25 protein-coding genes are annotated in these 23,538 nt (G+C 70.6%); 15 read left to right on the top strand and 10 right to left on the bottom strand.

All coding sequences use genetic code 11. The features are described from left to right. The first annotated feature begins 114 nt into the window (after positions 1–114). Together ACFZAT_RS28175 and ACFZAT_RS28170 are read left to right on the top strand one after the other, a co-directional pair. Positions 115–756, top strand: coding sequence for an IclR family transcriptional regulator (locus ACFZAT_RS28175; RefSeq protein WP_018100771.1), 642 nt, complete (start codon positions 115–117; stop codon positions 754–756). A 142-nt stretch (positions 757–898) separates the two neighbouring features. After that, positions 899–1,672 (top strand): S16 family serine protease, encoded by a 774-nt coding sequence (locus tag ACFZAT_RS28170; RefSeq protein WP_391268349.1) that lies wholly within the window; start codon positions 899–901, stop codon positions 1,670–1,672. A 9-nt stretch (positions 1,673–1,681) separates the two neighbouring features. On the opposite strand, the gene ACFZAT_RS28165 is transcribed toward ACFZAT_RS28170, so the two are convergent. From ACFZAT_RS28165 to ACFZAT_RS28145, 5 genes are read right to left on the bottom strand one after another with little or no spacing between them, the layout of a single operon-like run. After that, positions 1,682–2,647, bottom strand: a complete 966-nt coding sequence (locus ACFZAT_RS28165) for a glycine betaine ABC transporter substrate-binding protein (protein ID WP_391268406.1) — start codon at positions 2,645–2,647, stop codon at positions 1,682–1,684. Between the two features lie 8 nt (positions 2,648–2,655). After that, complete coding sequence (locus ACFZAT_RS28160; protein WP_391268348.1) at positions 2,656–3,531, bottom strand: ABC transporter permease subunit; 876 nt, start codon at positions 3,529–3,531, stop codon at positions 2,656–2,658. Continuing rightward, positions 3,528–4,784 carry a betaine/proline/choline family ABC transporter ATP-binding protein gene (locus tag ACFZAT_RS28155; protein ID WP_391268347.1) on the bottom strand — a complete coding sequence of 419 codons (1,257 nt, stop codon included), beginning with the start codon at positions 4,782–4,784 and terminating at the stop codon, positions 3,528–3,530. Before ACFZAT_RS28155 ends, ACFZAT_RS28160 begins: the two co-directional genes overlap by 4 nt. Further along, entirely contained in the window at positions 4,777–5,424 is a 648-nt protein-coding gene (locus tag ACFZAT_RS28150; RefSeq protein ID WP_018100766.1) for an ABC transporter permease, read from the bottom strand. The genes ACFZAT_RS28155 and ACFZAT_RS28150 overlap by 8 nt, the downstream gene beginning before the upstream one ends. 14 nt (positions 5,425–5,438) lie before the next feature. Then, complete coding sequence (locus tag ACFZAT_RS28145) at positions 5,439–5,912, bottom strand: Lrp/AsnC ligand binding domain-containing protein (RefSeq protein WP_391268405.1); 474 nt, start codon at positions 5,910–5,912, stop codon at positions 5,439–5,441. Positions 5,913–6,043: 131 nt separating this feature from the next. Here ACFZAT_RS28145 and hppD point away from each other — a divergent pair, with 131 nt between their 5' ends. Beyond that, positions 6,044–7,189 carry a 4-hydroxyphenylpyruvate dioxygenase gene (gene hppD, locus ACFZAT_RS28140; RefSeq protein WP_161210500.1) on the top strand — a complete coding sequence of 382 codons (1,146 nt, stop codon included), beginning with the start codon at positions 6,044–6,046 and terminating at the stop codon, positions 7,187–7,189. A 68-nt stretch (positions 7,190–7,257) separates the two neighbouring features. On the opposite strand, the gene ACFZAT_RS28135 is transcribed toward hppD, so the two are convergent. Further along, on the bottom strand, positions 7,258–8,937 hold the full coding sequence (locus ACFZAT_RS28135; RefSeq protein WP_391268346.1) for a tetratricopeptide repeat protein: 1,680 nt from the start codon (positions 8,935–8,937) through the stop codon (positions 7,258–7,260). Between the two features lie 97 nt (positions 8,938–9,034). On the opposite strand from ACFZAT_RS28135, the gene ACFZAT_RS28130 reads away from it, so the two are divergent. Beyond that, positions 9,035–10,402 (top strand): FAD-linked oxidase C-terminal domain-containing protein, encoded by a 1,368-nt coding sequence (locus ACFZAT_RS28130; protein ID WP_391268345.1) that lies wholly within the window; start codon positions 9,035–9,037, stop codon positions 10,400–10,402. A 26-nt stretch (positions 10,403–10,428) separates the two neighbouring features. Here ACFZAT_RS28130 and ACFZAT_RS28125 read toward each other — a convergent pair whose 3' ends face one another. Further along, entirely contained in the window at positions 10,429–10,905 is a 477-nt protein-coding gene (locus ACFZAT_RS28125) for an SsgA family sporulation/cell division regulator (RefSeq protein WP_391268344.1), read from the bottom strand. Between the two features lie 209 nt (positions 10,906–11,114). On the opposite strand from ACFZAT_RS28125, the gene ACFZAT_RS28120 reads away from it, so the two are divergent. Together ACFZAT_RS28120 and ACFZAT_RS28115 are read left to right on the top strand one after the other, a co-directional pair. Continuing rightward, positions 11,115–12,134 carry an RDD family protein gene (locus ACFZAT_RS28120; protein ID WP_391268343.1) on the top strand — a complete coding sequence of 340 codons (1,020 nt, stop codon included), beginning with the start codon at positions 11,115–11,117 and terminating at the stop codon, positions 12,132–12,134. Positions 12,135–12,210: 76 nt separating this feature from the next. Then, complete coding sequence (locus ACFZAT_RS28115) at positions 12,211–12,876, top strand: RDD family protein (RefSeq protein ID WP_391268342.1); 666 nt, start codon at positions 12,211–12,213, stop codon at positions 12,874–12,876. 36 nt (positions 12,877–12,912) lie between these two features. Here ACFZAT_RS28115 and ACFZAT_RS28110 read toward each other — a convergent pair whose 3' ends face one another. After that, positions 12,913–13,200, bottom strand: coding sequence for a hypothetical protein (locus ACFZAT_RS28110; protein ID WP_391268341.1), 288 nt, complete (start codon positions 13,198–13,200; stop codon positions 12,913–12,915). A gap of 369 nt (positions 13,201–13,569) precedes the next feature. On the opposite strand from ACFZAT_RS28110, the gene ACFZAT_RS28105 reads away from it, so the two are divergent. Both ACFZAT_RS28105 and ACFZAT_RS28100 read left to right on the top strand, forming a co-directional pair. Beyond that, positions 13,570–15,966 carry an immune inhibitor A domain-containing protein gene (locus ACFZAT_RS28105; protein ID WP_391268340.1) on the top strand — a complete coding sequence of 799 codons (2,397 nt, stop codon included), beginning with the start codon at positions 13,570–13,572 and terminating at the stop codon, positions 15,964–15,966. 124 nt (positions 15,967–16,090) lie between these two features. Continuing rightward, on the top strand, positions 16,091–16,432 hold the full coding sequence (locus tag ACFZAT_RS28100) for a hypothetical protein (RefSeq protein WP_391268339.1): 342 nt from the start codon (positions 16,091–16,093) through the stop codon (positions 16,430–16,432). Between the two features lie 14 nt (positions 16,433–16,446). On the opposite strand, the gene ACFZAT_RS28095 is transcribed toward ACFZAT_RS28100, so the two are convergent. Both ACFZAT_RS28095 and ACFZAT_RS28090 read right to left on the bottom strand, forming a co-directional pair. Further along, a complete protein-coding gene (locus ACFZAT_RS28095; RefSeq protein ID WP_391268338.1) occupies positions 16,447–17,031 on the bottom strand; it encodes an isochorismatase family protein in 585 nt (194 codons plus the stop codon). A 179-nt stretch (positions 17,032–17,210) separates the two neighbouring features. After that, positions 17,211–18,539: a nicotinate phosphoribosyltransferase gene (locus ACFZAT_RS28090; RefSeq protein WP_391268337.1), complete on the bottom strand. Its 1,329-nt coding sequence runs from the start codon at positions 18,537–18,539 to the stop codon at positions 17,211–17,213. Between the two features lie 90 nt (positions 18,540–18,629). On the opposite strand from ACFZAT_RS28090, the gene clpS reads away from it, so the two are divergent. The 7 genes from clpS (at position 18,630) to ACFZAT_RS28055 (ending at position 23,479) form a co-directional block, all read left to right on the top strand. After that, a complete protein-coding gene (gene clpS / locus ACFZAT_RS28085; RefSeq protein WP_073964985.1) occupies positions 18,630–18,944 on the top strand; it encodes an ATP-dependent Clp protease adapter ClpS in 315 nt (104 codons plus the stop codon). Positions 18,945–19,001: 57 nt separating this feature from the next. Next, entirely contained in the window at positions 19,002–19,586 is a 585-nt protein-coding gene (locus ACFZAT_RS28080) for a DUF2017 family protein (protein ID WP_391268336.1), read from the top strand. 317 nt (positions 19,587–19,903) lie between these two features. After that, positions 19,904–21,352, top strand: a complete 1,449-nt coding sequence (locus ACFZAT_RS28075; protein ID WP_391268335.1) for an amino acid permease — start codon at positions 19,904–19,906, stop codon at positions 21,350–21,352. 92 nt (positions 21,353–21,444) lie between these two features. Next, positions 21,445–21,876 carry a Mov34/MPN/PAD-1 family protein gene (locus ACFZAT_RS28070; protein ID WP_391268334.1) on the top strand — a complete coding sequence of 144 codons (432 nt, stop codon included), beginning with the start codon at positions 21,445–21,447 and terminating at the stop codon, positions 21,874–21,876. A 122-nt stretch (positions 21,877–21,998) separates the two neighbouring features. Further along, a complete protein-coding gene (locus tag ACFZAT_RS28065) occupies positions 21,999–22,124 on the top strand; it encodes a putative leader peptide (RefSeq protein ID WP_265547502.1) in 126 nt (41 codons plus the stop codon). Between the two features lie 126 nt (positions 22,125–22,250). Next, positions 22,251–22,529 (top strand): MoaD/ThiS family protein, encoded by a 279-nt coding sequence (locus ACFZAT_RS28060; RefSeq protein ID WP_143616195.1) that lies wholly within the window; start codon positions 22,251–22,253, stop codon positions 22,527–22,529. Next, complete coding sequence (locus ACFZAT_RS28055; protein WP_391268333.1) at positions 22,529–23,479, top strand: cysteine synthase; 951 nt, start codon at positions 22,529–22,531, stop codon at positions 23,477–23,479. The genes ACFZAT_RS28060 and ACFZAT_RS28055 overlap by 1 nt, the downstream gene beginning before the upstream one ends. The last annotated feature ends 59 nt before the right edge of the window (positions 23,480–23,538 follow it).

The following is a 23,538-nucleotide window of genomic DNA, read 5'->3' as shown; positions in this document are numbered from 1 at the left end:
GGAGCGCAGCCGGTGCCTTGGCCAGGCCGGCGGCCTCTCCGTGCGTCGCCCCGGGACCGGTGGCGCACATTCCACGGGACAGCCGCGGCCGCTCACCACGGAGGAGAGGGCGTCGTGACCGCGGAGACCTCCCAGACGCTCGACAGAGGACTGCGTGTCCTCAAACTGCTCGCCGACACCGACCACGGCCTGACGGTCACCGAGTTGTCCAACAAACTCGGCGTCAACCGCACCGTGGTCTACCGTCTGCTCGCCACGCTGGAACAACACGCTTTGATACGCCGGGACTTGGGCGGCCGGGCGCGGGTCGGCCTCGGCGTTCTGCGCCTGGGCCGCCAGGTCCACCCGCTGGTCCGCGAGGCGGCCCTTCCGGCGCTGCGCTCGCTGGCCGAGGACATCGGGGCCACCGCCCATCTCACCCTGGTCGACGGCTCCGACGCGCTGGCGGTCGCCGTGGTCGAACCGACCTGGACCGACTACCACGTCGCCTACCGGGCGGGCTTCCGCCACCCGCTGGACCGGGGCGCCGCGGGCCGGGCGATCCTCGCCGCCCGCCAGAAGCCGGTGGGCGAGACCGCCTTCACCCTCACCCACGGCGAGCTCGAAGCGGGGGCGAGCGGGGCGGCGGCGGCGCTCATGGGCGTGACCGGGGTGGAGGGGAGCGTCGGCGTCGTCATGCTGGCGGACTCCGTCCCCGAGCGGGTGGGACCCCGCGTGGTGGACGCGGCCCGGGAAGTCGCTGACGCGCTTCGCTGACCCGTTGCGCCGCCGCGAGTACGGCGCGCCGGGGCCCACCGCGGGGTCCCGGCTCCCGGCGAGCCGGTTCCGTCCTCGAACGCCGGACGGGCTGGATCGCCCGGCCGACCCGGTCCGGGACGCCGGACGTTAGATTGGACCGGTGTCCAGACAGCGCCTCGCCCTCGCCGCCCTCCCCGTCGTCGCCCTCCTCGGCGTAGCCGCCTTCGCGCCGCTGCCGTTCACGCTGGCGCAGCCCGGGACGACCGCGGACGTGCTCGGGGACGACCACGGCACCCCCGTGATCAGCATCGAGGGCGCGCCCACCCGCGCCACCAGGGGCGAGCTGCGGATGACGACGATCGTGGCGACGGGCCCCAAGGCGGACGTCGGCGTCAAGGACGTCGTGGACAGCTGGTTCCGTACGGACCGGGCCGTGCTGCCCCGTGACTCCGTCTACCCGACCGGCGGCTCCGAGAAGGAGATCGAGAAGCACAACCTGGACGACATGGCGGAGTCCCAGGACGCCGCCGTCGACGCCGCCCTGAACTACCTGGGCCGCAAGCCCGGCTCTGTCGACGTCACCCTGCACCTGGCGGACATCGGCGGCCCCAGCGCCGGGCTGTTCTTCGCGCTCGGCATCGTGGACAAGCTGGACGGCGACGGCTCGGGCGGCGACCTCACCGGTGGCCGCACCGTCGCGGGCACCGGCACGATCGACGCGGACGGCGACGTCGGCGCGGTCGGCGGGGTCTCGCTCAAGACGCAGGCGGCCCGGCGGGACGGGGCGACCGTCTTCCTCGTACCGAAGGCGGAATGCTCGGAGGCGAAGTCCGAGCTGCCGAAGGGCCTGCGGCTGATCCCGGTCACGACGCTGAAGGACGCGGTGAACTCCCTGCGGGCCCTGGACCACGGCGGCAGGATCCCCAGCTGCTGACCGGAAACGTCAGCCCTCCTTGATGAACCCTTCCTTGATCAGCCAGTCCTTCGCCACCTCGTGCGGGTCCTGCCCGTCGACGTCCACCCGGGCGTTCAGGTCCTGGGCGACCTCCGTGTTCAGCCGCTTGCTGAGCGGATCGAGGAGGCCCGCGATCTCCGGGTACTTCTCCAGCGTCGGCGTGTGCACCACGGGCGCCGCGTTGTAGTTGGGGAAGAAGTGCTTGTTGTCCTCCAGCACCTCCAGGTTCATCGCCTTGATGCGGCCGTCCGTCGTGAAGACCTCGCCGAGCAGGCAGGAGTCGGACTTGGAGACCTGGGTGTAGATGATGCCCGCGTCCATCTTCTGGATGTTGGACGCCGGCAGGGACATCCCGTACGCCTTCTCCATGCCGGGCAGCCCGTCGTCGCGCGAGGCGAACTCGTTCTCGACGCAGACCGTCACCGCCGACGGGTTCTTCTTCGCCAGGGCGGCCACGTCGGAGAGCGTCCGCAGGTGGTACTTGGCGTTGTTCTTGCGGCTGATGGCCAGCGCGTACGTGTTGTTGAGGGTGGACGGCCGCAGCCAGGTCACCCCGTTCTTCAGGTCCGCGTCGCGCACCGCCCGCCACTGCTCCATCGGGTCGACGATGGGCTTGGCGTGCCCGAGGTACGTGATCCAGCCGGTGCCCGTGTACTCGTACTCGGCGTCCGCGTCGCCCTGGATCACCGCCTCGCGGGCGCTGATCGAGCTCGGCAGGTTCGTCCGGTCCAGGACCTCCGCCCCGGCCGCCTTGAAGATCAGCCCGATCATCTGGCCCAGGATGATGTTCTCGCTGAAGTTCTTCGAGGTGACGGTCAGCGACGCGCCGTCCAGCGGCTGCCCCTGCCCGACCGACCCGGGCACCACGTCGTCCACCATCGGCGACCCGCTCTTCAGCCCGCACCCGGCCAGCACCAGGGAGAGCGCGGCCCCCGCCGCGAGCGCCCCGCGCATCCGCGTCCTCATCGCCCCACCTCCAGGCCGCGCGGGGTCAGCGCCACCTCGGCCAGCGAGGCCAGCCAGTCCACCAGGAGCGCGAGGACCACCGTCAGCACCGAGCCCAGGATCAGGACCGGCATGCGCTGGGTCTGGATGCCCGAGGTGATCAGGTCGCCGAGCCCGCCGCCGCCCCCGAAGGTCGCCAGGGTCGCCGTGCCCACGTTCAGGACGAGCGCGGTCCGGACCCCGGCCAGGATCAGCGGGACGGCGAGGGGGAGTTCGACCTTGGTGAGGGTGCCCATGGCCGACATGCCGATGCCGCGCGCGGCCTCCACCATGTTCGGCTCGATCGCCTTGAGGCCGGCGACCGTGTTGGAGAGCACCGGCAGCACCGCGTAGATCACCATGCCGGTGATCGCGGTCGACGGGCCGATGCCGAGCCAGATCACCAGCAGCGCCAGCAGACCGATCGCCGGGGTCGCCTGCCCGATGTTGGCGATCGCCGTCACCACGGGGGCCGCCTTCGTCAGGCCGCGCCGGGTCAGCGCGATGCCCAGCGGAATGGCGATGATCAGCACCCAGAAGGTGGAGATCGCGGTCAGCTTCACGTGCTGCCACCAGCGCACCTCGACCGTGTCACCGGCGATCGAGTTCTCCGCGATCGAGTCCAGGTGCACGTTCTCGATCCAGACGTACGTGACCACCAGCACCACCGCGAGGATCGCCGGGAGCACCACCAGCTTGCGCCAAGTGATCCGGCGCGCCGGCTTCTCCGCCCGCGGGGCGGGCCGCTCCTCCGCCTCCTCGTCGCGGAAGGCGTGCCCCTTCACCTCGTGCTCGCCCGGCGGCCGGTCGCGCCCCGGTGCGCGGGAGGAGCCGGAGGGGGAGTCGGGAGTCATGCGCCCGCACCGCCCTCCAGCTCCTCGGCGGTCTGGTGGACCCGCAGCTCCTCCAGGTCGTGCTGGTGCTCGATGGCGGCCAGCCGGTCCGCCTCCAGGAGCTCGTGCACCGAGTTCATCAGGGTGTGCATGTCCACGACCCCGGTGAACTCGCCGCGCCGCCCGGTCACCGCGACCCGCCCGCCGCTGTCGGTGAGCACCGCCTCCAGCGCGTCGTGCAGGGTCGCGTCCCGGGTCACCGTGTCGTGCACCAGCTGCCCGGCGCGGGCCAGGGAGCCCCGGGCCCGCATCAGGTCGCCGCGCCGCAGCCACTTGTAGGGGCGGCCCCGGCGGTCCAGCATCAGCAGCTCGTTGTGCGAGCCGCTGCGCAGCTTGTTGAAGATCGACTGGAGCGGGTCGTCCACGGTCACGGTCGGGAAGTCGGCGATCTCCACCTCGCGCACCCGGGTCAGGTTGAGCCGCTTCAGGGCCGCGCCCGCGCCGACGAACCCGGAGACGAAGTCGTCGGTCGGGTTGGTGAGGATGGCCTCCGGGGTGTCGAACTGCGCGATGTGCGAGCGCTCGCGCAGCACGGCGATCCGGTCGCCCAGCTTGATCGCCTCGTCGAAGTCGTGGGTGACGAAGACGATCGTCTTGTGCAGCTCGTGCTGGAGCCGGATCAGCTCGTCCTGGAGGTGGTCGCGGGTGATCGGGTCGACCGCGCCGAACGGCTCGTCCATCAGCAGCACCGGCGGGTCGGCGGCCAGCGCCCGGGCCACGCCCACGCGTTGCTGCTGCCCGCCGGAGAGGGCGCGCGGATAGCGGCCGTGGAACTCGCGCGGGTCCAGCCCGACCAGGTCGAGCATCTCCTCCACCCGGTCCTTCACCCGGGACTTGGACCAGCCCACCATCTTCGGGACCAGCGCGATGTTCTCGGCGACCGTCATGTGCGGGAAGAGCCCGGAGGACTGGATCGCGTACCCGATCTTCCGGCGCAGCTTCACCGGGTCGATGTCGGTGACGTCCTCGTCGTCGATCCGGATCCGGCCCGAGGTGGGCTCGATCAGCCGGTTGATCATTTTCAGCGTGGTGGACTTCCCGCAGCCGGACGGGCCCACGAAGATCACGGTCTCGCCGGCCTTGATCTCCATGGAGACGTTCTCCACGGCCGGGTTCGGGTTGCCCGGGTAGCGTTTGGACAGGTTCTCCAGCTGGATGGCGGCGCCGGAGGTGGCCGTCGGCTCAGGCACGATCTCGGTGGCGGTCTCAGACACGGATCCCCCTCGGGATGGTGAGCCGGCCCAGCAGGACGTACGCGGCGTCGAAGAGCAGGGCGAGGATGACGATGCCGAGGGTGCCCGCGAGCACCTGGTTGATCGCGTTGGCACTGCCCAGCGAGGCGATGCCCCGGAAGATCTCGTTGCCGAGGCCGGGTCCGGAGGCGTACGCGGCGATGGCGGCGATCCCCATCAGCATCTGCGTGGAGACCCGGATGCCGGTCAGGATCGGCGGCCAGGCCAGCGGCAGTTCCACCTTGAACAGCCGGGCCGTCCGCGACATCCCGATGCCCTTCGCCGCGTCCACCAGCGCCGGGTCGACGCCGCGCAGGCCCACGATCGCGTTGCGGACGACGGGGAGCAGCCCGTACAGCGTCAGCGTGATCACCGTGGGGGCGACGCCGAGACCGACCAGTGGGATGAGCAGACCGATGGCGGCCAGCGACGGGATGGTGAGGACGGTCGCCGTCGAGGTGATCGCCACCGAGGAGCCCCAGCCGCTGCGGTAGCTGACGACCCCGATCAGGACGCCGAGCACGGTGGCGATGACCATGCACTGGAAGACCGCGCTGACGTGCTGGAAGGCGTCGGTGAGCAACTGCTGATGACGGTTGGCCACGTACTCCCAGAAGCTCACCCGTCCTCCTCGGCTCAGTCGGTGTCGCGCGCCGCCTGTTCCACGAGCGGGATGACGCGCAGCGGCACCGGGTTCTCCATGACGATGGCCGTGGAGGCCCGGACGATGCCATCAAATCCGACAACCCGGTCGATCACCCGCTGGAGATCCGCGTTGGACCGGGCCACCAGCCGGCACAGCATGTCCCCGTGCCCGGTGGTGGTGTGCAGCTCCAGGACCTCCGGTACGCCGCTCAAGTACGCCCGTACGTCGGCGCCTTGGCCCTGTTTGATCTCCAGCGTGGCGAACGCGGTGACCGGGTAGCCGAGGGCCGCCGGATCGACGTCCGGGCCGAATCCGCGGATGACGCCATTCGATTGAAGGCGGTCCAGACGGGCCTGCACCGTCCCGCGTGCCACGCCCAGCCTGCGCGACGCCTCCAGGACGCCGATCCTGGGTTCACGCGCGAGCAGCACGATGAGCCGTCCGTCGAGTCGGTCGATCGCCATGCCGGCCTCCGGGGTCGGTGTGATGGGCACCATGTACAGATGGTCCGGCCATCATGGCCAACCGCTGTACAGGTTGACCAGCGATTACGCGAACTGTTGCGCACCTTGCGGAGTGGCGGGAACCTCTGGGCATGACAGAGACGATGCACAGCACCCCCGAGACGTCCCGGCAGGCCGACCCCTTCCCCGTCAAGGGGATGGACGCCGTCGTCTTCGCCGTCGGCAACGCCAAGCAGGCCGCGCACTACTACTCGACCGCCTTCGGCATGAAGCTGGTCGCCTACTCCGGCCCCGAGACCGGCAGCCGCGAGACCGCGAGCTACGTCCTGACCAGCGGCTCCGCCCGCTTCGTCCTCACCTCCGTCGTGAAGGCGTCCTCCGACTGGGGCCACTTCCTGGAGGACCACGTCACCGCGCACGGCGACGGCGTGATCGACCTCGCCATCGAGGTCCCGGACGCCCGCGCGGCGTACGCCTACGCCGTCGAGCACGGCGCCACCGGCATCGAGGAGCCCTACGAGACGAAGGACGAGCACGGCACCGTCGTGCGCGCCGCCATCGCCACGTACGGCAAGACCCGCCACACCCTGGTCGAGCGCTCCGGCTACGACGGCCCGTACCTGCCGGGTTACGTCGCCGCCAATCCGATCGTCGAGCCGCCGGCCAAGCGCTTCTTCCAGGCCATCGACCACTGCGTCGGCAACGTCGAGCTCGGCCGGATGAACGAGTGGGTGGCGTTCTACAACAAGGTCATGGGCTTCACGAACATGAAGGAGTTCGTGGGCGACGACATCGCCACCGAGTACTCCGCGCTCATGTCCAAGGTCGTCGCCGACGGCACGCTCAAGGTCAAGTTCCCGATCAACGAGCCGGCCATCGCGAAGAAGAAGTCGCAGATCGACGAGTACCTGGAGTTCTACGGTGCCGCCGGTGTCCAGCACATGGCGCTCGCCACGAACGACATCGTCGCCTCGGTGAAGGCGATGCGCGCCGCCGGTGTGCAGTTCCTGGACACCCCGGACTCGTACTACGACACGCTCGGCGAGTGGGCCGGTGAGACCCGGGTGCCGGTCGAGACCCTGCGCGAGCTGAAGATCCTCGTGGACCGCGACGAGGACGGCTACCTGCTCCAGATCTTCACCAAGCCGGTCCAGGACCGTCCGACCGTCTTCTTCGAGATGATCGAGCGCCACGGCTCCATGGGCTTCGGCAAGGGCAACTTCAAGGCCCTGTTCGAGGCGATCGAGCGCGAGCAGGAGAAGCGCGGCAACCTGTGACGCGTCCGGCATGACCAAGGGGCGGGCCGCATGCCGGCCCGCCCCTTCGTCCGCACACCGCTCATACGTCAGCGAACGGCCGCCGCCGGTGCCGCTGACGCCTGTACGGGGGCTTGCGCGACGGCCGCCGCGGGTGCCGGACCGTCGGGCTGTTGCTGTTGCTGTTGCTGTTGCGGTGCCGGGGCCTGGGGTGCCGGGGACTGCGGTGCGGGCGCCTGCGGGGCCGGGGGCTCCGGAGCCGGCGGAGGCTGCATGTCCGCCGGACCGCCCGCCGGGGGCTCACCCAGGTTGTCCAGCGCCTCCTGGGCCAGCGGCGCGTCCAGCGGCGAGAACTTCGGGTTCGTCCGCAGCGCCCCCTCCAGCCGGCGGCGCGCCGAACCGTAATCGCCCAGCGCGCGCTGCACCATGCCCAGGTGGTAGGCGTACGAGGCGTTCTGCCCGCCCGAGTCCACCGCCCGCTGCGCGTACTCCAGCGCACCGTCCGAGTCGCCCGACCGGTGCAGCGCCCAGCCCAGCGCGTCCGCCACCGCCGCGCTGCGGTGGCCTCGCCGCCACTCCGCCCGCAGCAGCTCCACCGCCGCGTCCACATCGCCGTGCGCGGCCTCGAAGCGGCCCAGGATCAGCGACTCGTCGACCCCGCGCGCCTTGCCCCGGTCCAGGGCCGCCCGCAGCTTCTCGTACTGGCCCACCGAATCGCCGTCGAGCCCCAGCGACTCGTACAGCTCGCCCAGCTCAAGGAGGTAGGCCGGGCGCGGCGACTTCGCCAGGGCGGCCTGGTAGTCCCGCACCGCCTCGTCGGTGCGCCCGAGGGCCGCCAGCGCGCGGGCCCGCCCGGCGAGCGAGGGCTGGTGGCCCTTCTCGACGCGCAGCGCCGCCCCGTACTGCGCCACGGCCTCCTTCGGCTCGCCGCGCTCCCAGGCCAGGTCGCCGAGCCGGGACAGGCAGGCGGCCTTCTCGGCCGGTGTCTTCGCCCGGTTCGCCGCGTCCTGCGCGGTGGCCAGCGCGTCCTCGCGCCAGCCCCGGTCGCGGTACATCTCGGCGGCCCGGCCGAGCGCGGGCACACCGGCCCGCAGCTCGGTGAACCGCTCCACCGCCGTGATCGCGGACTTCTGGTCGCCGAGGCCGTTGTAGGCGTCGATCAGCTGCGGGTAGACCGTCCACTCCTTGGGCTGCCGCGCCCGGACCGTCTCACCCCACTTCTTGGCGGTCACGAAGTCGCGCCGGGCGTTGGCCAGGGATGCGAGGCCCACCCAGGCGGCCGTGTTGCCGCTCTCGCCGGGCCGCACGTCCAGCGACCGCTTCAGCGCCTGCTCGGCGCGGCTGTAGTACGCCGGGTCGGCGGCCCGCCGCCCCACCTCCACGTACGCCGAACCCAGCACCGCCCAGGAATCCGCGTCCGAGGGGTGCGTGCCCACCCACTTCTGCCGGTCCCCGATGAGGGCCGTCAGATCGGCGAGCGCGGCCGGGGAGCCGGCGGCCGTCGCGGACATCGCGCGCGAGACCGGGCCGGCCACCGGCGGTGCCGCGTCCTTGTCGTCGTCGGGCACCGCGACCACCGCGCCCGTCACCAGGACCGCGCCCGCCACCATGCCGAAGGCGGCCCGGCGCAGCGTGGTGCGCATCGTGGGGGGAGGCGGCTCGGCCAGGGACGCGGAGCCCTGCGCGGACGCGTCCGGGGCGGACCAGTCGGTGTCGAAGGAGTACTCGGGCCCGGAGGCCCCCGGGGGCTGCTGAGGCGTGAGATCCATGCCGTTCACTGTGCGTCAGTATGAAGATCACACCGAGTCTTGGGATCGCCACCGCAGACGGGTTCACACCAATGGGCCCGGGTGTCACGCTTGGATCATGGACGATCTCCTCGAACAGCTGCGCGCGGGCCTGCCCGCCGAGGCCCTGATCACCGACCCGGACGTCACCGCCTCCTACGCCCACGACATGGCGAGCTTCTGCGAGGCCGGCGCGCCCGCTGTCGTCGTGCTCCCGCGCACCGTGGAACAGGTCCAGCACGTCATGCGCACCGCCACCGCACTGCGCGTCCCGGTCGTCCCGCAGGGCGCCCGCACGGGCCTGTCCGGCGCCGCCAACGCCACGGACGGCTGCATCGTGCTCTCCCTGGTGAAGATGGACCGCATCCTGGAGATCAGCCCCGTCGACCGGGTCGCCGTCGTCGAGCCGGGGGTCGTCAACGCCGTGCTGTCCCGCGCGGTGGACGAGCACGGCCTGTACTACCCGCCGGACCCGTCCAGCTGGGAGATGTGCACCATCGGCGGCAACATCGGCACCGCGTCCGGCGGGCTGTGCTGCGTGAAGTACGGGGTCACCGCCGAATACGTCCTCGGCCTCGACGTCGTCCTCGCGGACGGGCGCCTGCTCAGCACCGGCCGCCGCACCGCCAAGGGCGTCGCCGGATACGACCTCACCCGCCTCTTCGTCGGCTCCGAGGGCAGCCTCGGGATCGTCGTGAAGGCCGTCCTCGCGCTGAAGCCCCGCCCGCCCCGGCAGCTCGCCCTGGCCGCCGAGTTCGCCGACGCGGCGAGCGCCTGCGACGCCGTCTGCCGGATCATGGAGAGCGGCCACACCCCGTCACTCCTCGAACTGATGGACCGTACGACCGTCCAGGCGGTCAACCGCATGGCGAACATGGGCCTCCCCGAGACCACCGAGGCCCTGCTGCTCGCCGCCTTCGACACCCCGGACCCGGCCGCCGACCTCGCCGCCGTCGGCGCCCTGTGCACCGCCGCCGGTGCCACGGACGTCGTCCCGGCACAGGACGCGGCCGAGTCCGAGATGCTCCTCCAGGCCCGGCGGATGTCGCTGACCGCGCTGGAGACCGTCAAGCCGGCGACGATGATCGACGACGTGTGCGTACCGCGCTCCCGGCTCGGCGCGATGCTGGCGGGCACGGCGGAGATCGCCGGCAAGTACGGCCTCACCATCGGGGTCTGCGCCCACGCGGGTGACGGCAACACCCACCCCGTCGTCTGCTTCGACCCCGCCGACGCCGACGAGTCCCGGCGGGCCCGGGAGTCCTTCGACGCGATCATGGAGCTCGGCCTCGCCCTCGGCGGCACGATCACCGGCGAGCACGGGGTGGGCGTGCTGAAGAAGGAGTGGCTGGCCCGGGAGCTCGGCGAGACCGGCGTGGAAATGCACCGGGGCATCAAGCAGGCGTTCGACCCGCTCGGGCTGCTCAACCCGGGCAAGGTGTTCTGACCGGCCCCGGACCCGGCCCGCGCTCCTCAACCCTCCCCGTCCTGCGACTCGTCCGACGGCCACGGGTCGCTCATCCACAGATCGTCCGCCGGCAGCGGCGCGAGGAGTTCGGCCAGCCCCTCGTCGATGCCGAGCCGTGCGGTCTCCGTGCCCGGTGGGACCACGCGCAGCGTCCGCTCCACCCACACCGAGACGGCCGCGGACGGCACCTCCAGAAGGGCGTTGCCGTCCGGGGACGTCAGCGCCACGCAGATGACGTGGTTCCCGTCCACCTTGGTGGGCCAGATCCGCACGTCCCCCTGCCCGCACGGCCGGAACACCCCCTCCACCAGCAGGTCCCGGGCGAAGGTCCAGTACACCGGCGAGTCCGAGGTGATGTGGAAGGTGATGTGCACCGCGTACGGGTCCTCCGTGCGGTACGTCAGCCTGGCGGGTACGGGGATGCTGCGCTCGGGCGACAGGACCAGCTTGAGCTCCAGCTCGCGCTCCACGACGGTGTGCATGACGGCGTCCTTCCGTTGTCCGGGACCGGTCCCACCGACCGGCCCGCACGAGTGAGAGCGCCTTGCACGCCATCCATTACGCGACTTCCCAGAAAAAGTTCGCGTGACCGGAAAGTGGGCCAAACGTCAGGACCGGCCCGGGAGTACGCGCCTGTCTGGTAGATGTGGACCCCTGTATTGAGGCCGCGAAGAGATACGGGACCACGGTGATGAGCGCCCCAACCCCGGCACCCGGTGACGACAGCCCAGGAGAGGGGTACTACCCCGACCCGTCCATCCCCGGATACGTCCGCTACTGGAACGGCGCCTCCTGGGTGCCCGGGAGCAGCCGCCCGGCCCCCAAACAGGAGGAGCCGGCCGTGGTCGAGGAGACCGGGCCGGTGTTCCTGGACGAGGAGGGCCCCGAGGACGGCCGCCCCGAGCCCGCCACCGCGTGGCAGGCCGACGCCTCCCACCAGTCCGGCTACGCCGGGGAGCGTGTCTCCTGGGGAGGCCCGGAGACCGCGGCCCCCGAGGACGCGACGCCCCCCGCGCAGAGGGCTCCGTCCTCGAACGCCGGACCGGGTGGGTCGCCCGGGCCCGCCGGGCCGCAGCAGCCCGTTCAAGCCCGTCCGGCGATGGAGGACGGAACCGGTGAGCCGGGCCCGGCTGAAGGCACGTTGACCCTCCGCACGCGGCCCCCAGCGGTCACCCCGTGGAAGCCCCCCGCGCCCGACCCCTTCCAGGACCTCGTCGCCGCGCGGACCCAGGGCCGCCCCGCCCCGCTCGGCAAGCGGTTCCTCGCGCGGCTCGTCGACACCCTCGTGCTCGGCGCGCTCACCGCCGCGGCCGCCGTGCCGCTCGCCGGCCGCGCCGCGGACCACATCGACGCGAAGATCGACGCCGCCAGGCAGACCGGCGAGACGGTCACGGTCTGGCTGCTGGACTCCACCACGGCCGCGCTGGGCGGCGCGCTGCTCGGCGTGTTCCTCGTCCTGGGCGTCCTCCTCGACGCGCTGCCGACCGCGAAGTGGGGCCGTACGCTCGGCAAGAAGCTGTGCGGCATCGACGTACGGGACATCGAGTCCCACGAGACCCCCGGCTTCGGTGCCGCCCTGCGCCGGTGGCTGGTGTACGGCGTGCTGGGCCTCCTGGTCGTCGGGATCGCCGACGTGCTGTGGTGCCTGGTGGACCGGCCCTGGCGCCAGTGCTGGCACGACAAGGCGGCCCGGACCTTCGTCGCGGGCTGACACCATCCGCCGAACGGCGTCCCCCGAACGCACCTGAGCCGTTGCGGGGCCCCGGGCCCCGCGATGCACTGCCCCCATGAGCAACGATCAGCCGCCGCCCGGACAGCCGCCCGAGGACGACCCGTTCAGGAAGCAGCCGCCCGGGGACCAGCCGCCGCCGTCGTCCGGCTCGCCCTACGGCAGCGCACCGCCGCCTCCGCCGCCGTACGACCCGGGACCCTACGGGGGAGGCGGTCCCTACGGCGGTGCGGACCCGCTGGCGGGCATGCCGCCACTCGCCGAACCCGGCAAGCGCATCCTGGCCCGGCTGATCGACTTCCTGATCATCTCGATCCCGCTGTACCTGATCTCGCTGCCCTGGGGCGGCGCGGTCGAGGTGTCGGACAGCAACGGCAACGACGACGTCGGCGACGTCTTCGCCCAGACCTACAGCGGTCATCAGCTGCTCTGGTCCCTGATCGGACTCGTCTGCTACGTCGCGTACGACACGTACTTCACGCACAAGGACGGCCGCACGCTCGGCAAGCGGCTGCTGAAGATGCGGGTCGCGATGCTCAACGACGGCAGGGTGCCGGACACCGGCGCGGCCTTCCTGCGGGCCGTGGTGCTGTGGCTGCCGGCGCTGCTGTGCTGCCCCTGCCTGTGGTGGCTGATCAACATCGTGCTGATGTTCACGGACAAGCCCTACCGCCAGGGGCTCCAGGACAAGGCGGCCAAGACGGTGGTGGTCACCGTCAACTGAGCCTCGAAGCGGGCTCGACGCGGGCCCGGCCCGGACTCAGCGCAGGCTCTGCGCGGAGACCGGCGCGCGGTCCTCGTCGCGGGCGGCGGGTGCGGTGCCACGGTGCGCGGACACCGGGCCGGCCGTGCCCGCCGCCTTCGCCGCGTACCGGCGCGACTTCGCGGGTACGGTGACGGACACCGCGAGCCCGAGGGCGAGCGCGACCGTGCCGACGACGGCGATACCGAGGCCCGAACTGGTGCGGAACAGCAGCAACATGGCCAGGGTCGAGAAGACGACGGTGACCGAACCGTAGGAGAGCTGTGCGGCAGTAGGACGCGGCATGGCGTTTTCCGTCCTCGGGACGTCGGATGGGCGGTCTCTCAACACGGTCGCGCTGTCAAGCGACTCTATGACGGTGGATGCCCTGGAGGAACGGGTGGTAAGCGTAACCTAACCCACAGTACCGGTGCATGGGGGGCGCACGGAGTCATCCTCCGCGCCCCTGGGGCGGGTTGACGCGCCGGTGGGCGGCGAACGCCTCGTCCGCATAGCGGAACGGTGCTCCTGCATAGTGCACTTGCTCCGCCCAAGTCAAGGTCTGTCTTTTCTTCCGTAACTCCGGTCGAATGTCGTCACTTGTGACGCGTTTCCGCGCGCGGCCTCTCCACACTCCCGGGCCGTCGCCGCGGGCGCCGGGGAGGACTGCATCACGTGATCATTAAGAGACGGGCGCTTCGGACCGGAGCGGTTGTCGTGGCCATGGCCGCGACCGCCGCGACCGCATCCGCCTTCGCCACCGCTCAGGCAGATGACCAGGCGTCAGGCACCGCTGCCTCCGTCGACCGCCGGGACCCGGGGTCGGCCAAGGGCAACGACCACGACCTGGAGGGCCCGTTCAGCAAGCAGCAGGCCGCTCAGCGCCAGGCTGCCCTGGAACAGGTCATATCCGGCGACAAGAAGGTGTCGTCGCGCGGAGGCTCCAAGGTCGTCAAGCTCGACAGCAACAAGTACGTCGAGCTCGGCCGTGAGAAGACCGACAAGATCTTCACCGTGCTGGTGGAGTTCGGTGACAAGGTCGACGACACGACCACGTACGACCCGGACGGCGCGGGCCCCAAGCCCCCCGTCAAGAAGTACGGCGGCACGCCGGGTCCGCTGCACAACAAGATAGCCAAGCCGGACCCGAAGAAGGACAACAGCACCGCCTGGCAGGCCGATTACAACCAGGCCCACTTCCAGGAGCTGTACTTCGGCACGGGTGCGGGCAAGCACTCCCTGAAGACGTACTACGAGAAGACCTCGTCCGGCCGCTACTCGGTCGACGGTGAGGTCTCCGACTGGGTCAAGGTCCCGTACAACGAGGCGCGCTACGGCTCGAACTACTGCGGTTCGACCAACTGCGCCAACGCCTGGGACATGATCAAGGACGGCGTCAACGCCTGGGCCGCGGACCAGAAGGCCAAGGGCCGTACGCCGGAGCAGATCAAGGCGGACCTGGCGCAGTACGACCAGTGGGACCGTTACGACTACGACAACGACGGCAACTTCAACGAGCCCGACGGCTACATCGATCACTTCCAGATCGTGCACGCGGGTGAGGACGAGTCCGCCGGCGGCGGCGTCGAGGGCACCAACGCCATCTGGGCGCACCGCTGGTACGCGTACGGCACCAACGCCGGCGCCACCGGACCGGCCGACAACAAGGCCGGCGGCACCGAGATCGGCGACACCGGCATCTGGGTCGGCGACTACACCGCGCAGCCCGAGAACGGCGGCCTGGGCGTCTTCGCCCACGAGTACGGCCACGACCTCGGCCTCCCGGACCTCTACGACACGACCAACACGGCCGAGAACTCGGTCGGCTTCTGGTCGCTGATGTCGGCGGGCTCCTGGCTCGGCACCGGCAAGAACAGCATCGGGGACATGCCCGGTGACATGACCGCCTGGGACAAGCTCCAGCTGGGCTGGCTGAACTACGCCGAGGCCAAGGCCGCGACGAAGTCCACCCACAAGCTGGGCGTGTCCGAGTACAACACCAAGGACAAGCAGGCGCTCGTCGTCGAGTTGCCGAAGAAGCCGGTCACCACCGCCGTCACGACGCCCGCCGAGGGCGCCAAGCAGTGGTGGAGCGACATGGGCGACAACCTCAGCAACACGCTGTCGCGCCCCGTGGACCTCACCGGCAAGTCCAAGGCGTCCCTGGACCTCCAGGGCTGGTGGGACATCGAGAAGGACTACGACTACCTCTACACCGAGGTGTCCACCAACGGCGGCACCAGCTGGACCGCGATCGACGGCACCGCCGACGGTCAGCCGATCCCGCGCGACGCCAGTGACAAGCCGGCCCTGACCGACGTCTCCGGCAAGTACCAGAAGCTGTCGTACTCGCTGGACGCCTACGCGGGCCAGAAGATCGACATCCGCTTCCGTTACGCCACCGACGGCGGCGCGGGCGGCGTGGGCTTCGCGGCCGACACCATCTCGGTGACCGCCGACGGCACCGCGCTCTTCACGGACAACGCCGAGGGCGACGACAACGGCTGGACCAGCAAGGGCTTCTCGCGGGTCGGCAAGTCGTTCGAGAAGGACTACCCGCAGTACTACCTCGCGGAGAACCGTCAGTACGTCAGCTACGACGAGACGCTGAAGACGGGCCCGTACAACTTCGGGTTCTCCACCACCCGTCCGGACTGGGTCGAGCACTTCCCGTACCAGAACGGTCTGCTGGTCTGGCTCTGGGACACCTCCCAGAAGGACAACAACGTCTCGCAGCACCCGGGCCAGGGCCTGATCCTGCCGGTGGACGCGCACGCCAAGCCGCTGAAGTGGGCGAACGGCTCGATCATCCGCAACAAGATCCAGCCCTTCGACGCGCCGTTCAGCTGGTACCCGACGGACGGCTTCACGCTGCACCTGGCCGACCAGGCCGTGAAGATCAAGCCGCAGCTCGGCATCCCGTCCTTCGACGACCACACGGGCACCTACTGGTACAAGGAGAACCCGACCGGAAGCGTCAAGGTTCCTGACACCAACACCAAGATCACGATCGTCAGCGAGCCGCTCAGCGGCGACACGATGACCGTCCAGGTCGGTGCCTCGAAGAAGTAGAACCGCATCACCGCAGGTCACAGCATGATCGGCCGTCGCCCTCTAGCGGGCGGCGGCCGATCGTGTTTAGGTGCCTCTGTTCACTTTCTTATTGACACGATGTCTCACGGGGGAGCTCGTACGCATGGCAGGCGGAGGATTCAGCAAGTTGCCGAACGGCAGTGTGGTCGTCGCGATCACCCTGCCGGCCCCGGCGGAGGGGCCCGGTCCGGGCGCCCCCGTCCGGGTCCTGGTGCACGCGGCGAACCGGGCCCGCGCCCTGACCCGGCTGCGCAATCTGGGCCTGCGCGCCGTCTACCTCCGGGGCAACGCCGAGCCGCCCACGCCGGACGAGATCACCGCCGTCCTGCACCACCCGGACGGCGTCCTGTGGCGCGCGAGACCCGGCTGCGCGCAGGAACTCTGGCACCCGATCCGCGCCCTGCTGAACCCCGCCACGCCGGCGGTCCCGGCCGGCCGGAGCTAGGGGCGTCTTGCCGCTCAGACGACCGGCTTGCCGGTCAGCGTCACGCCCGCGTCGCGCAGCTCGGTCAGGGCCCGCTCCGTCGTCGCCTCGGCGACGCCCGCGGTCAGATCCAGCAGCACCTGCGTGGCGAAGCCCTCGCGGGCGGCGTCCAGCGCGGTCGCGCGCACGCAGTGGTCGGTCGCGATGCCGACCACGTCGACCTCGCGGACGTCCCGCTCGCGCAGCCACTCGGCGAGGCCGGTGCCGTTCTCGTCCAGCCCCTCGAAGCCGCTGTACGCCGCCGCGTGGGCGCCCTTGTCGAACACCGTGTCGATGGCCCCGGAGGCGACCGCGGGGGCGAAATTGGGGTGGAAGCCCACGCCCTCGGTCCCGGCCACGCAGTGCGGCGGCCAGGAGTGCTCGAAGTCGGGGGTCGCCGAGAAGTGGTCCCCCGGATCGATGTGGTGGTCCCGGGTGGCCACCACGTACCGGTAGGCGGGCCGGCTCTCGCCGATCAGGTCGGTGATGGCGGCGGCGACATCGGCACCCCCCGCCACGGCGAGGCTCCCGCCCTCACAGAAGTCGTTCTGAACGTCCACGACGATCAAGGCGCGGTGCATGGTGGCTGTCCTTCGGGGAGTGGGGGAGCGGTACGGGGGGACGATCCCGAGCCTAGAGTTTCCAGCGGTCCAATCAAGCGCGCCCGTCACGCACAATCAAGCCCTTCACGCGCGATCAGCCCGTCCGGCGATGGAGGACGGAGCGGCGCCCCGGAGCACCCGGGCCCTGCGGCGCCCCGTCACGCGTACTCCGTGGGGATGACCGCCTCGCCGCGCGACAACTGCATCGCCGACAACGGCAACCCCGCCCGCGCCGCGATGTGCCGGTCCCGCGCCGCGTCCAGCGGCTCCCGCGCGACCACCTCGCCGCCCCGCACCAGCTCCACCAGCAGCTGCCGGCCGGCCAGCTCCGCCGGGACCGGACCCGTGCCGATCACCTCCGCCTCGGCCACGCCCTCCTCGTCCAGCCGGCGCGCGGCCCACTTGCGGCCGCCCTTCGAGGACTTCGCGCCCATCGACTTCTTCGCGACCGGCCGCAGCTCGTCGGCCGGGTCGCCGGACCCCGCGCGGGCGACGAGCTTGTAGACCATCGAGCACGTCGGGTGCCCGCTGCCCGTGACGAGCTGCGTGCCCACCCCGTACGCGTCCACCGGCGCGGCGGCCAGCGAGGCGATGGCGTACTCGTCCAGGTCCGAGGTCACCACGATCTTCGTCTCCGTGGCGCCCAGCTCGTCCAGCTGCTGGCGCACCCGGTGGGCGACGAGCAGCAGATCGCCCGAGTCGATCCGTACCGCACCCAGCTCGGGACCGGCGATCCCGACCGCCGTACGGACCGCCTCGGCCACGTCGTACGTGTCCACCAGCAGCGTCGTACCGCGCCCCAGCGAGTCCACCTGGGCCCGGAAGGCGTCCCGCTCCGAGTCGTGCAGCAGGGTGAAGGCGTGGGCGCTCGTGCCGACCGTCGGGATGTTGTAGCGGAAGCCGGCGGCCAGGTCCGAGGTGGTGTCGAAGCCGCCGATGTACGCGGCCCGGGCCGAGGCGACCGCAGACAGCTCGTGCGTGCGGCGCGCGCCCATCTCGATCAGCCCGCGCCCGCCCGCCGCCGCCGACATCCGGGAGGCCGCCGCGGCGATGGCCGAGTCGTGGTTGAGGATCGAGAGGATCACCGTCTCCAGGAGCACGCACTCGGCGAAGGAGCCCTCCACCCGCAGCACCGGTGAGCCCGGGAAGTACACCTCGCCCTCCGGGTAGCCCCAGATGTCGCCGCCGAACCGGTAGTCCGCCAGGTAGTCCAGCGTCGGCCCGTCCACGATCGCCTGGTCGCGCAGGAAGCCGAGCATCTCGTCGTCGAAGTGGAAGTTCTCCACCGCGTCCAGGACGCGCCCGGTGCCCGCGACGACGCCGTAGCGCCGCCCCTCCGGCAGCCTGCGGGTGAACGCCTCGAAGACCGAGTGCCGCCCGGCCGTCCCGGCCTTCAGCGCGGCCTGCACCATCGTGAGCTCGTACTGGTCGGTGAAGAGCGCTGTCGACGGCACGCCGACCCGTCGCCCGAGGTCCGCAGAGTTCATGCCGGGGATGCTACCCCTATTTCGTCAGAGTGACGAGATGGGGGTGCCGGGGTGGGGCCGTTTGTGCGAGGGACCCCTGCGGGTGGCAGCATGGGACAGGTGAGCGTCGCCCCTACAGAGATCGAACGTCCCGAATCGGCCGAGGACCACCTCGTCGTCCCCGAGCCCGACGTCCCCTGGGTGACGCTGGTCCACAACGACCCGGTCAACCTCATGAGCTATGTGACGTATGTGTTCCAGGCGTACTTCGGCTACTCCAAGGACAAGGCGCACAAGCTGATGCTCGACGTCCACCAGAAGGGCCGCGCCGTCGTCTCCAGCGGCAGCCGCGAGGAGATGGAACGCGACGTCCAGGCCATGCACGGCTACGGGCTGTGGGCCACCCTCACCCAGGACCGCAACTAGCACCGCACGGCACCGCACGGCCCACCCGCATCGCCCGACCATCATCGGAGAGAACCCATGGCCGGCCACTTCGAGGCCACTCCCGGCGGCGGCGCGGCCGTCGCGCTCGACGAGGTGGAGATCGCGATCCTGCGCTCCCTCGCCGTCCAGCTGCTCGAACTCATCGGCCCCGGCGACGAGCCCGCCGAGGGGGAGGACCCGCTCGCCGCGCTCTTCGCCGAGGGCCCCAGCGAGCCGCCCACCGACCCGGCCCTGGCCCGCCTCTTCCCCGAGGCGTACGGCGACGGGGACGACGAACTGCGCGCCGCGTCCGCCGAGTTCCGCCGCTTCACCGAGAACGACCTGCGCACCCGCAAGCGCGACGACGCGCTCGTCGTCGTCCGCACACTCGACGCGCTCACGCCCGCCGGTGACGGGGCGGCCGTGCTGACGCTCACCGCCGACGAGTGCCGCAACTGGCTCGGCTCGCTCAACGACCTCCGGCTCACCATCGGTACCCGCCTCGACGTCAGCGACGAGGACGAGGGCGAGGAGGGCTCGCTCTACCGGCTCCCGGACAGCGACCCCCGAAAGCCCATGGTCATGGCCTATCTCTGGCTCGGCGCGCTCCAGGAGACCCTGGTCGAGACCATGATGCCGTGACCCCGGGTGGGCGCCCGGTCACGGTGTTCGCTCAACGGACACTCAAATCCGAATAACGATCGCGTCACCTGAACGGTCTTTTTTGCAGCGCCCGTTCCGCCTTGTCCGCTTTTACTTGTGGTGTGCGCCACACATCGTCCGCCGGATCGCCGTCACGCCCGTGATAAATCTTCACGACCGCCCGGGAACGCCACCCCTGTTCCCGGGTAGGCGCTATCAGCCGGTAACCACCGGCGGCACTCCATCCGTATCCGGGGGGATCAGGACCTGATCCGCGGCCGAAAGGCGCGGATCGGCGTGGAGAAAGGCGCAACCACATGACATCGGCGCAGATCGACGACAAGGGGCCCGACGGCCCGCACGCCGCGGCCGCGGATGCCACGACTTCCGGCGAGGGCTATCAGAGAGCACTCGGCGCCCGCCAGATCCAGATGATCGCGATCGGCGGGGCCATCGGCACCGGGCTCTTCCTCGGCGCCGGAAAGGCCATCGCCAAGGCCGGACCCAGCCTCATCCTGGCCTACGCCATCGCGGGCCTGGTCATCTTCTTCATCATGCGCGCACTCGGCGAACTCCTCATGTACCGCCCGGTCTCGGGCTCGTTCTCGGAGTACGCACGCGAATTCATCGGCCCCTTCGCGGGCTTCGTCACCGGCTGGACGTACTGGCTCTTCTGGGTCGTCACCGGAATCACCGAAGTCACCGCCGCCGCCCAGTACATGACGTTCTGGTTCGACATTCCACAATGGGTGTCGGCCCTGGTCTTCACGTTCATTCTGTACGGCGTGAACCTCATCTCCGTAAAGCTCTTCGGCGAGCTGGAGTTCTGGTTCTCGATGGTCAAGGTCACCGCCATCGTGGGCATGATCCTCATTTGCGCCGGAATCCTCACCCTCGGCTTCTCCGACGCCGGGGACACCGCGAGCGTCACCCATCTGTGGTCCGACGGCGGCTTCTTCCCGCACGGCATCAAGGGCACCCTGATGACCCTGCAGATCGTGATGTTCGCCTTCCTCGCCGTCGAACTCGTCGGCGTCACCGCCGGTGAGTCCAAGGACCCTAAGACCGTCCTGCCCAAGGCGATCAACACCGTGCCCTGGCGCATCGCCGTCTTCTACGTCGGCGCGCTGATCATGATCCTCTCGGTGGTGCCCTGGACCGAGTTCTCGCCCGGCGTCTCCCCGTTCGTGGAAGCCTTCAAGAAGATGGGCCTCGGCGTCGGCGCCGGCATCGTCAACTTCGTCGTCCTCACCGCCGCGCTCTCCTCCTGCAACTCCGGGATGTACTCCACCGGCCGCATGCTGCGCGACCTCGCGCTCAACGGCCAGGGCCCGAAGTTCTTCACCCGGCTCACCCGCAGCGGCACCCCGCTCGTCGGCACCACGTTCTCCGCCGCGCTCATGCTCGTCGGCGTGTGGGTCAACTACCAGTGGCCCGGCGACGCCTTCACCTACGTCGTCTCCTTCGCCACCATCTCCGGCATGTGGGCCTGGATCATGATCCTGATCAGCCAGATCCGCTACCGCCGCCTCGCCGAGCGCGGACTGCTCCCGCAGTCCTCCTTCCGGGCCCCCGGAGCCCCGTACACCAGCGGCTTCGCCCTCGCCTTCATCGCTGTGGTCATCGTCATGATGGGCATCGACAAGGACACCAGGATCTCGCTCTACTGCGCCCCGCTGTGGGCCCTGATCCTCGGCGTCTCGTACCTGGTCCTGAAGTCCAGGAACCCGGACGGCAAGGCGTTCGCGGAGCGCGTCAAGCGCTGAGGCGTACGCCTCCGACCAGCGATGTTTCACGATGCGGGCCCCCGCGTACCACTCCTCGGTACGCGGGGGCCCGTCGTCCTATCCTGGGCGCCATGCTGACCATCACCCAGACGCTGTACGACCAGATCGTCGCGCACGCCCGCGCCGACCACCCCGACGAGGCGTGCGGCGTCGTCGCCGGACCCGCCGGCAGCGGCCGCCCCGAGCGCTTCATCCCCATGCTCAACGCCGCGCGCTCACCCACGTTCTACGAGTTCGACTCCGGCGACCTGCTGAAGCTGTACCGCGAGATGGACGACCGCGACGAGGAGCCGGTGATCGTCTACCACTCGCACACGGCGACCGAGGCGTACCCCTCGCGCACCGACGTCACGTACGCCAACGAGCCCGGCGCCCACTACGTGCTGGTCTCCACCGCGGACACCGACGAGGCGGGACCCTTCCAGTTCCGCTCGTACCGGATCGTGGACGGCGGGATCACCGAGGAGGAGGTGGCGGTCGTCGAGGCGTACCCGGCGGCCTGACCACCCCGGCGGCGGTGGACAGGGCCGCGCGGACCCCGGCCCTGTCCACCTGCCGAACGCCGAACATCCACCAGGTGAGATCACACTCCGAATCCCCGACCGGGAATCGATACGATGACCGCATGGTTCCCCATGACGTGAGTGACAAGACGCCGGGCTCGCTGCTCGTGGCGCGCCTGCACGTCGACCTGTGCCGCCTCTCCAGCGCGATCTGTACGAACCACCGGTCCGCCGGCCGCGCGGCCTGAGCGGGCCGCACCCGGGCGCCGCCGACCGGCCGGGCGCCCACCGCAGCACGTACCCACCCCGCGCGGGGGCAGAGCCGCACGCCCCACGCCCACCGCCACCACTCCGCTTCGACAGGAGCCCACGCCATGGCCATCGAGGTCCGCATCCCGACCATCCTCCGCACCTACACCGACGGCGCCAAGGCCGTCGAGGGCCAGGGGGACACCCTCGCCGACCTCTTCACGGACCTGGAGACCCGCCACACGGGCATCCGTGAGCGGATCGTGGACGGCGACCAGCTGCGCCGCTTCGTCAACGTCTACCTGAACGACGAGGACGTCCGCTTCCTGGACGGCATCTCCACCAAGCTCAGCGACGGCGACAGCATCACGATCCTCCCGGCCGTCGCCGGCGGCATGAACTGATGCGCTTCGACAGCCCGCTCGCCGCGGTGGGCAACACCCCGCTCGTCCGCCTGCCGCGGCTGTCACCGTCGGACGACGTCCGCATCTGGGCCAAGCTGGAGGACCGCAACCCCACCGGATCGGTCAAGGACCGCCCCGCGCTCCACATGGTCGAGCAGGCGGAGAAGGACGGCCGGCTCACCCCCGGCTGCACGATCCTGGAGCCCACCAGCGGCAACACCGGCATCTCGCTCGCGATGGCGGCCAAGCTCAAGGGCTACCGCATCGTGTGCGTGATGCCGGAGAACACCTCCCAGGAGCGGCGCGACCTGCTCGCCATGTGGGGCGCCGAGATCATCTCCTCGCCGGCGGCGGGCGGCTCCAACACGGCGGTCCGCGTCGCGAAGGAGCTGTCGGCCGAGCACCCGGACTGGGTGATGCTCTACCAGTACGGCAACCCGGACAACGCGGGTGCGCACTACGCGACGACCGGTCCGGAGATCCTGGCGGACCTCCCGTCGGTCACCCATTTCGTTGCGGGGCTCGGCACCACGGGCACCCTGATGGGCGTCGGCCGCTACCTCCGGGAGCACGTCGAGGGCGTCAGGATCGTCGCCGCCGAGCCGCGCTACGACGACCTGGTCTACGGCCTGCGCAACCTCGACGAGGGCTTCGTCCCCGAGCTGTACGACGCCTCGGTCCTCACCACGCGCTACTCGGTCGGCTCCGCGGACGCGGTGACGCGCACCCGCGAACTCCTCCAGCAGGAGGGGATCTTCGCGGGCGTCTCCACAGGGGCGGCGTTGCACGCCGCGATCGGAGTGGGCAACAAGGCGGTGAAGGCCGGGGAGACGGCGGACATCGTGTTCGTCGTGGCCGACGGGGGCTGGAAGTACCTGTCCACGGGCGTGTACACCGCGCCGACCACGGAGGCGGCGATCGAGACGCTGCACGGACAACTCTGGGCATAACCCGTCTCCCCGAAGGGGCTGGATCCGGCTGCGGCCGGATCCAGCCCCTTCGGCGTTTG

This window comes from Streptomyces sp. NPDC008163 (assembly GCF_042956885.1).
Lineage (GTDB): Bacteria > Actinomycetota > Actinomycetes > Streptomycetales > Streptomycetaceae > Streptomyces > Streptomyces drozdowiczii_A.
The sequence above is the reverse complement of the archived record's forward strand: the minus strand, read 5'-3'. Positions and strand labels throughout refer to the sequence as shown.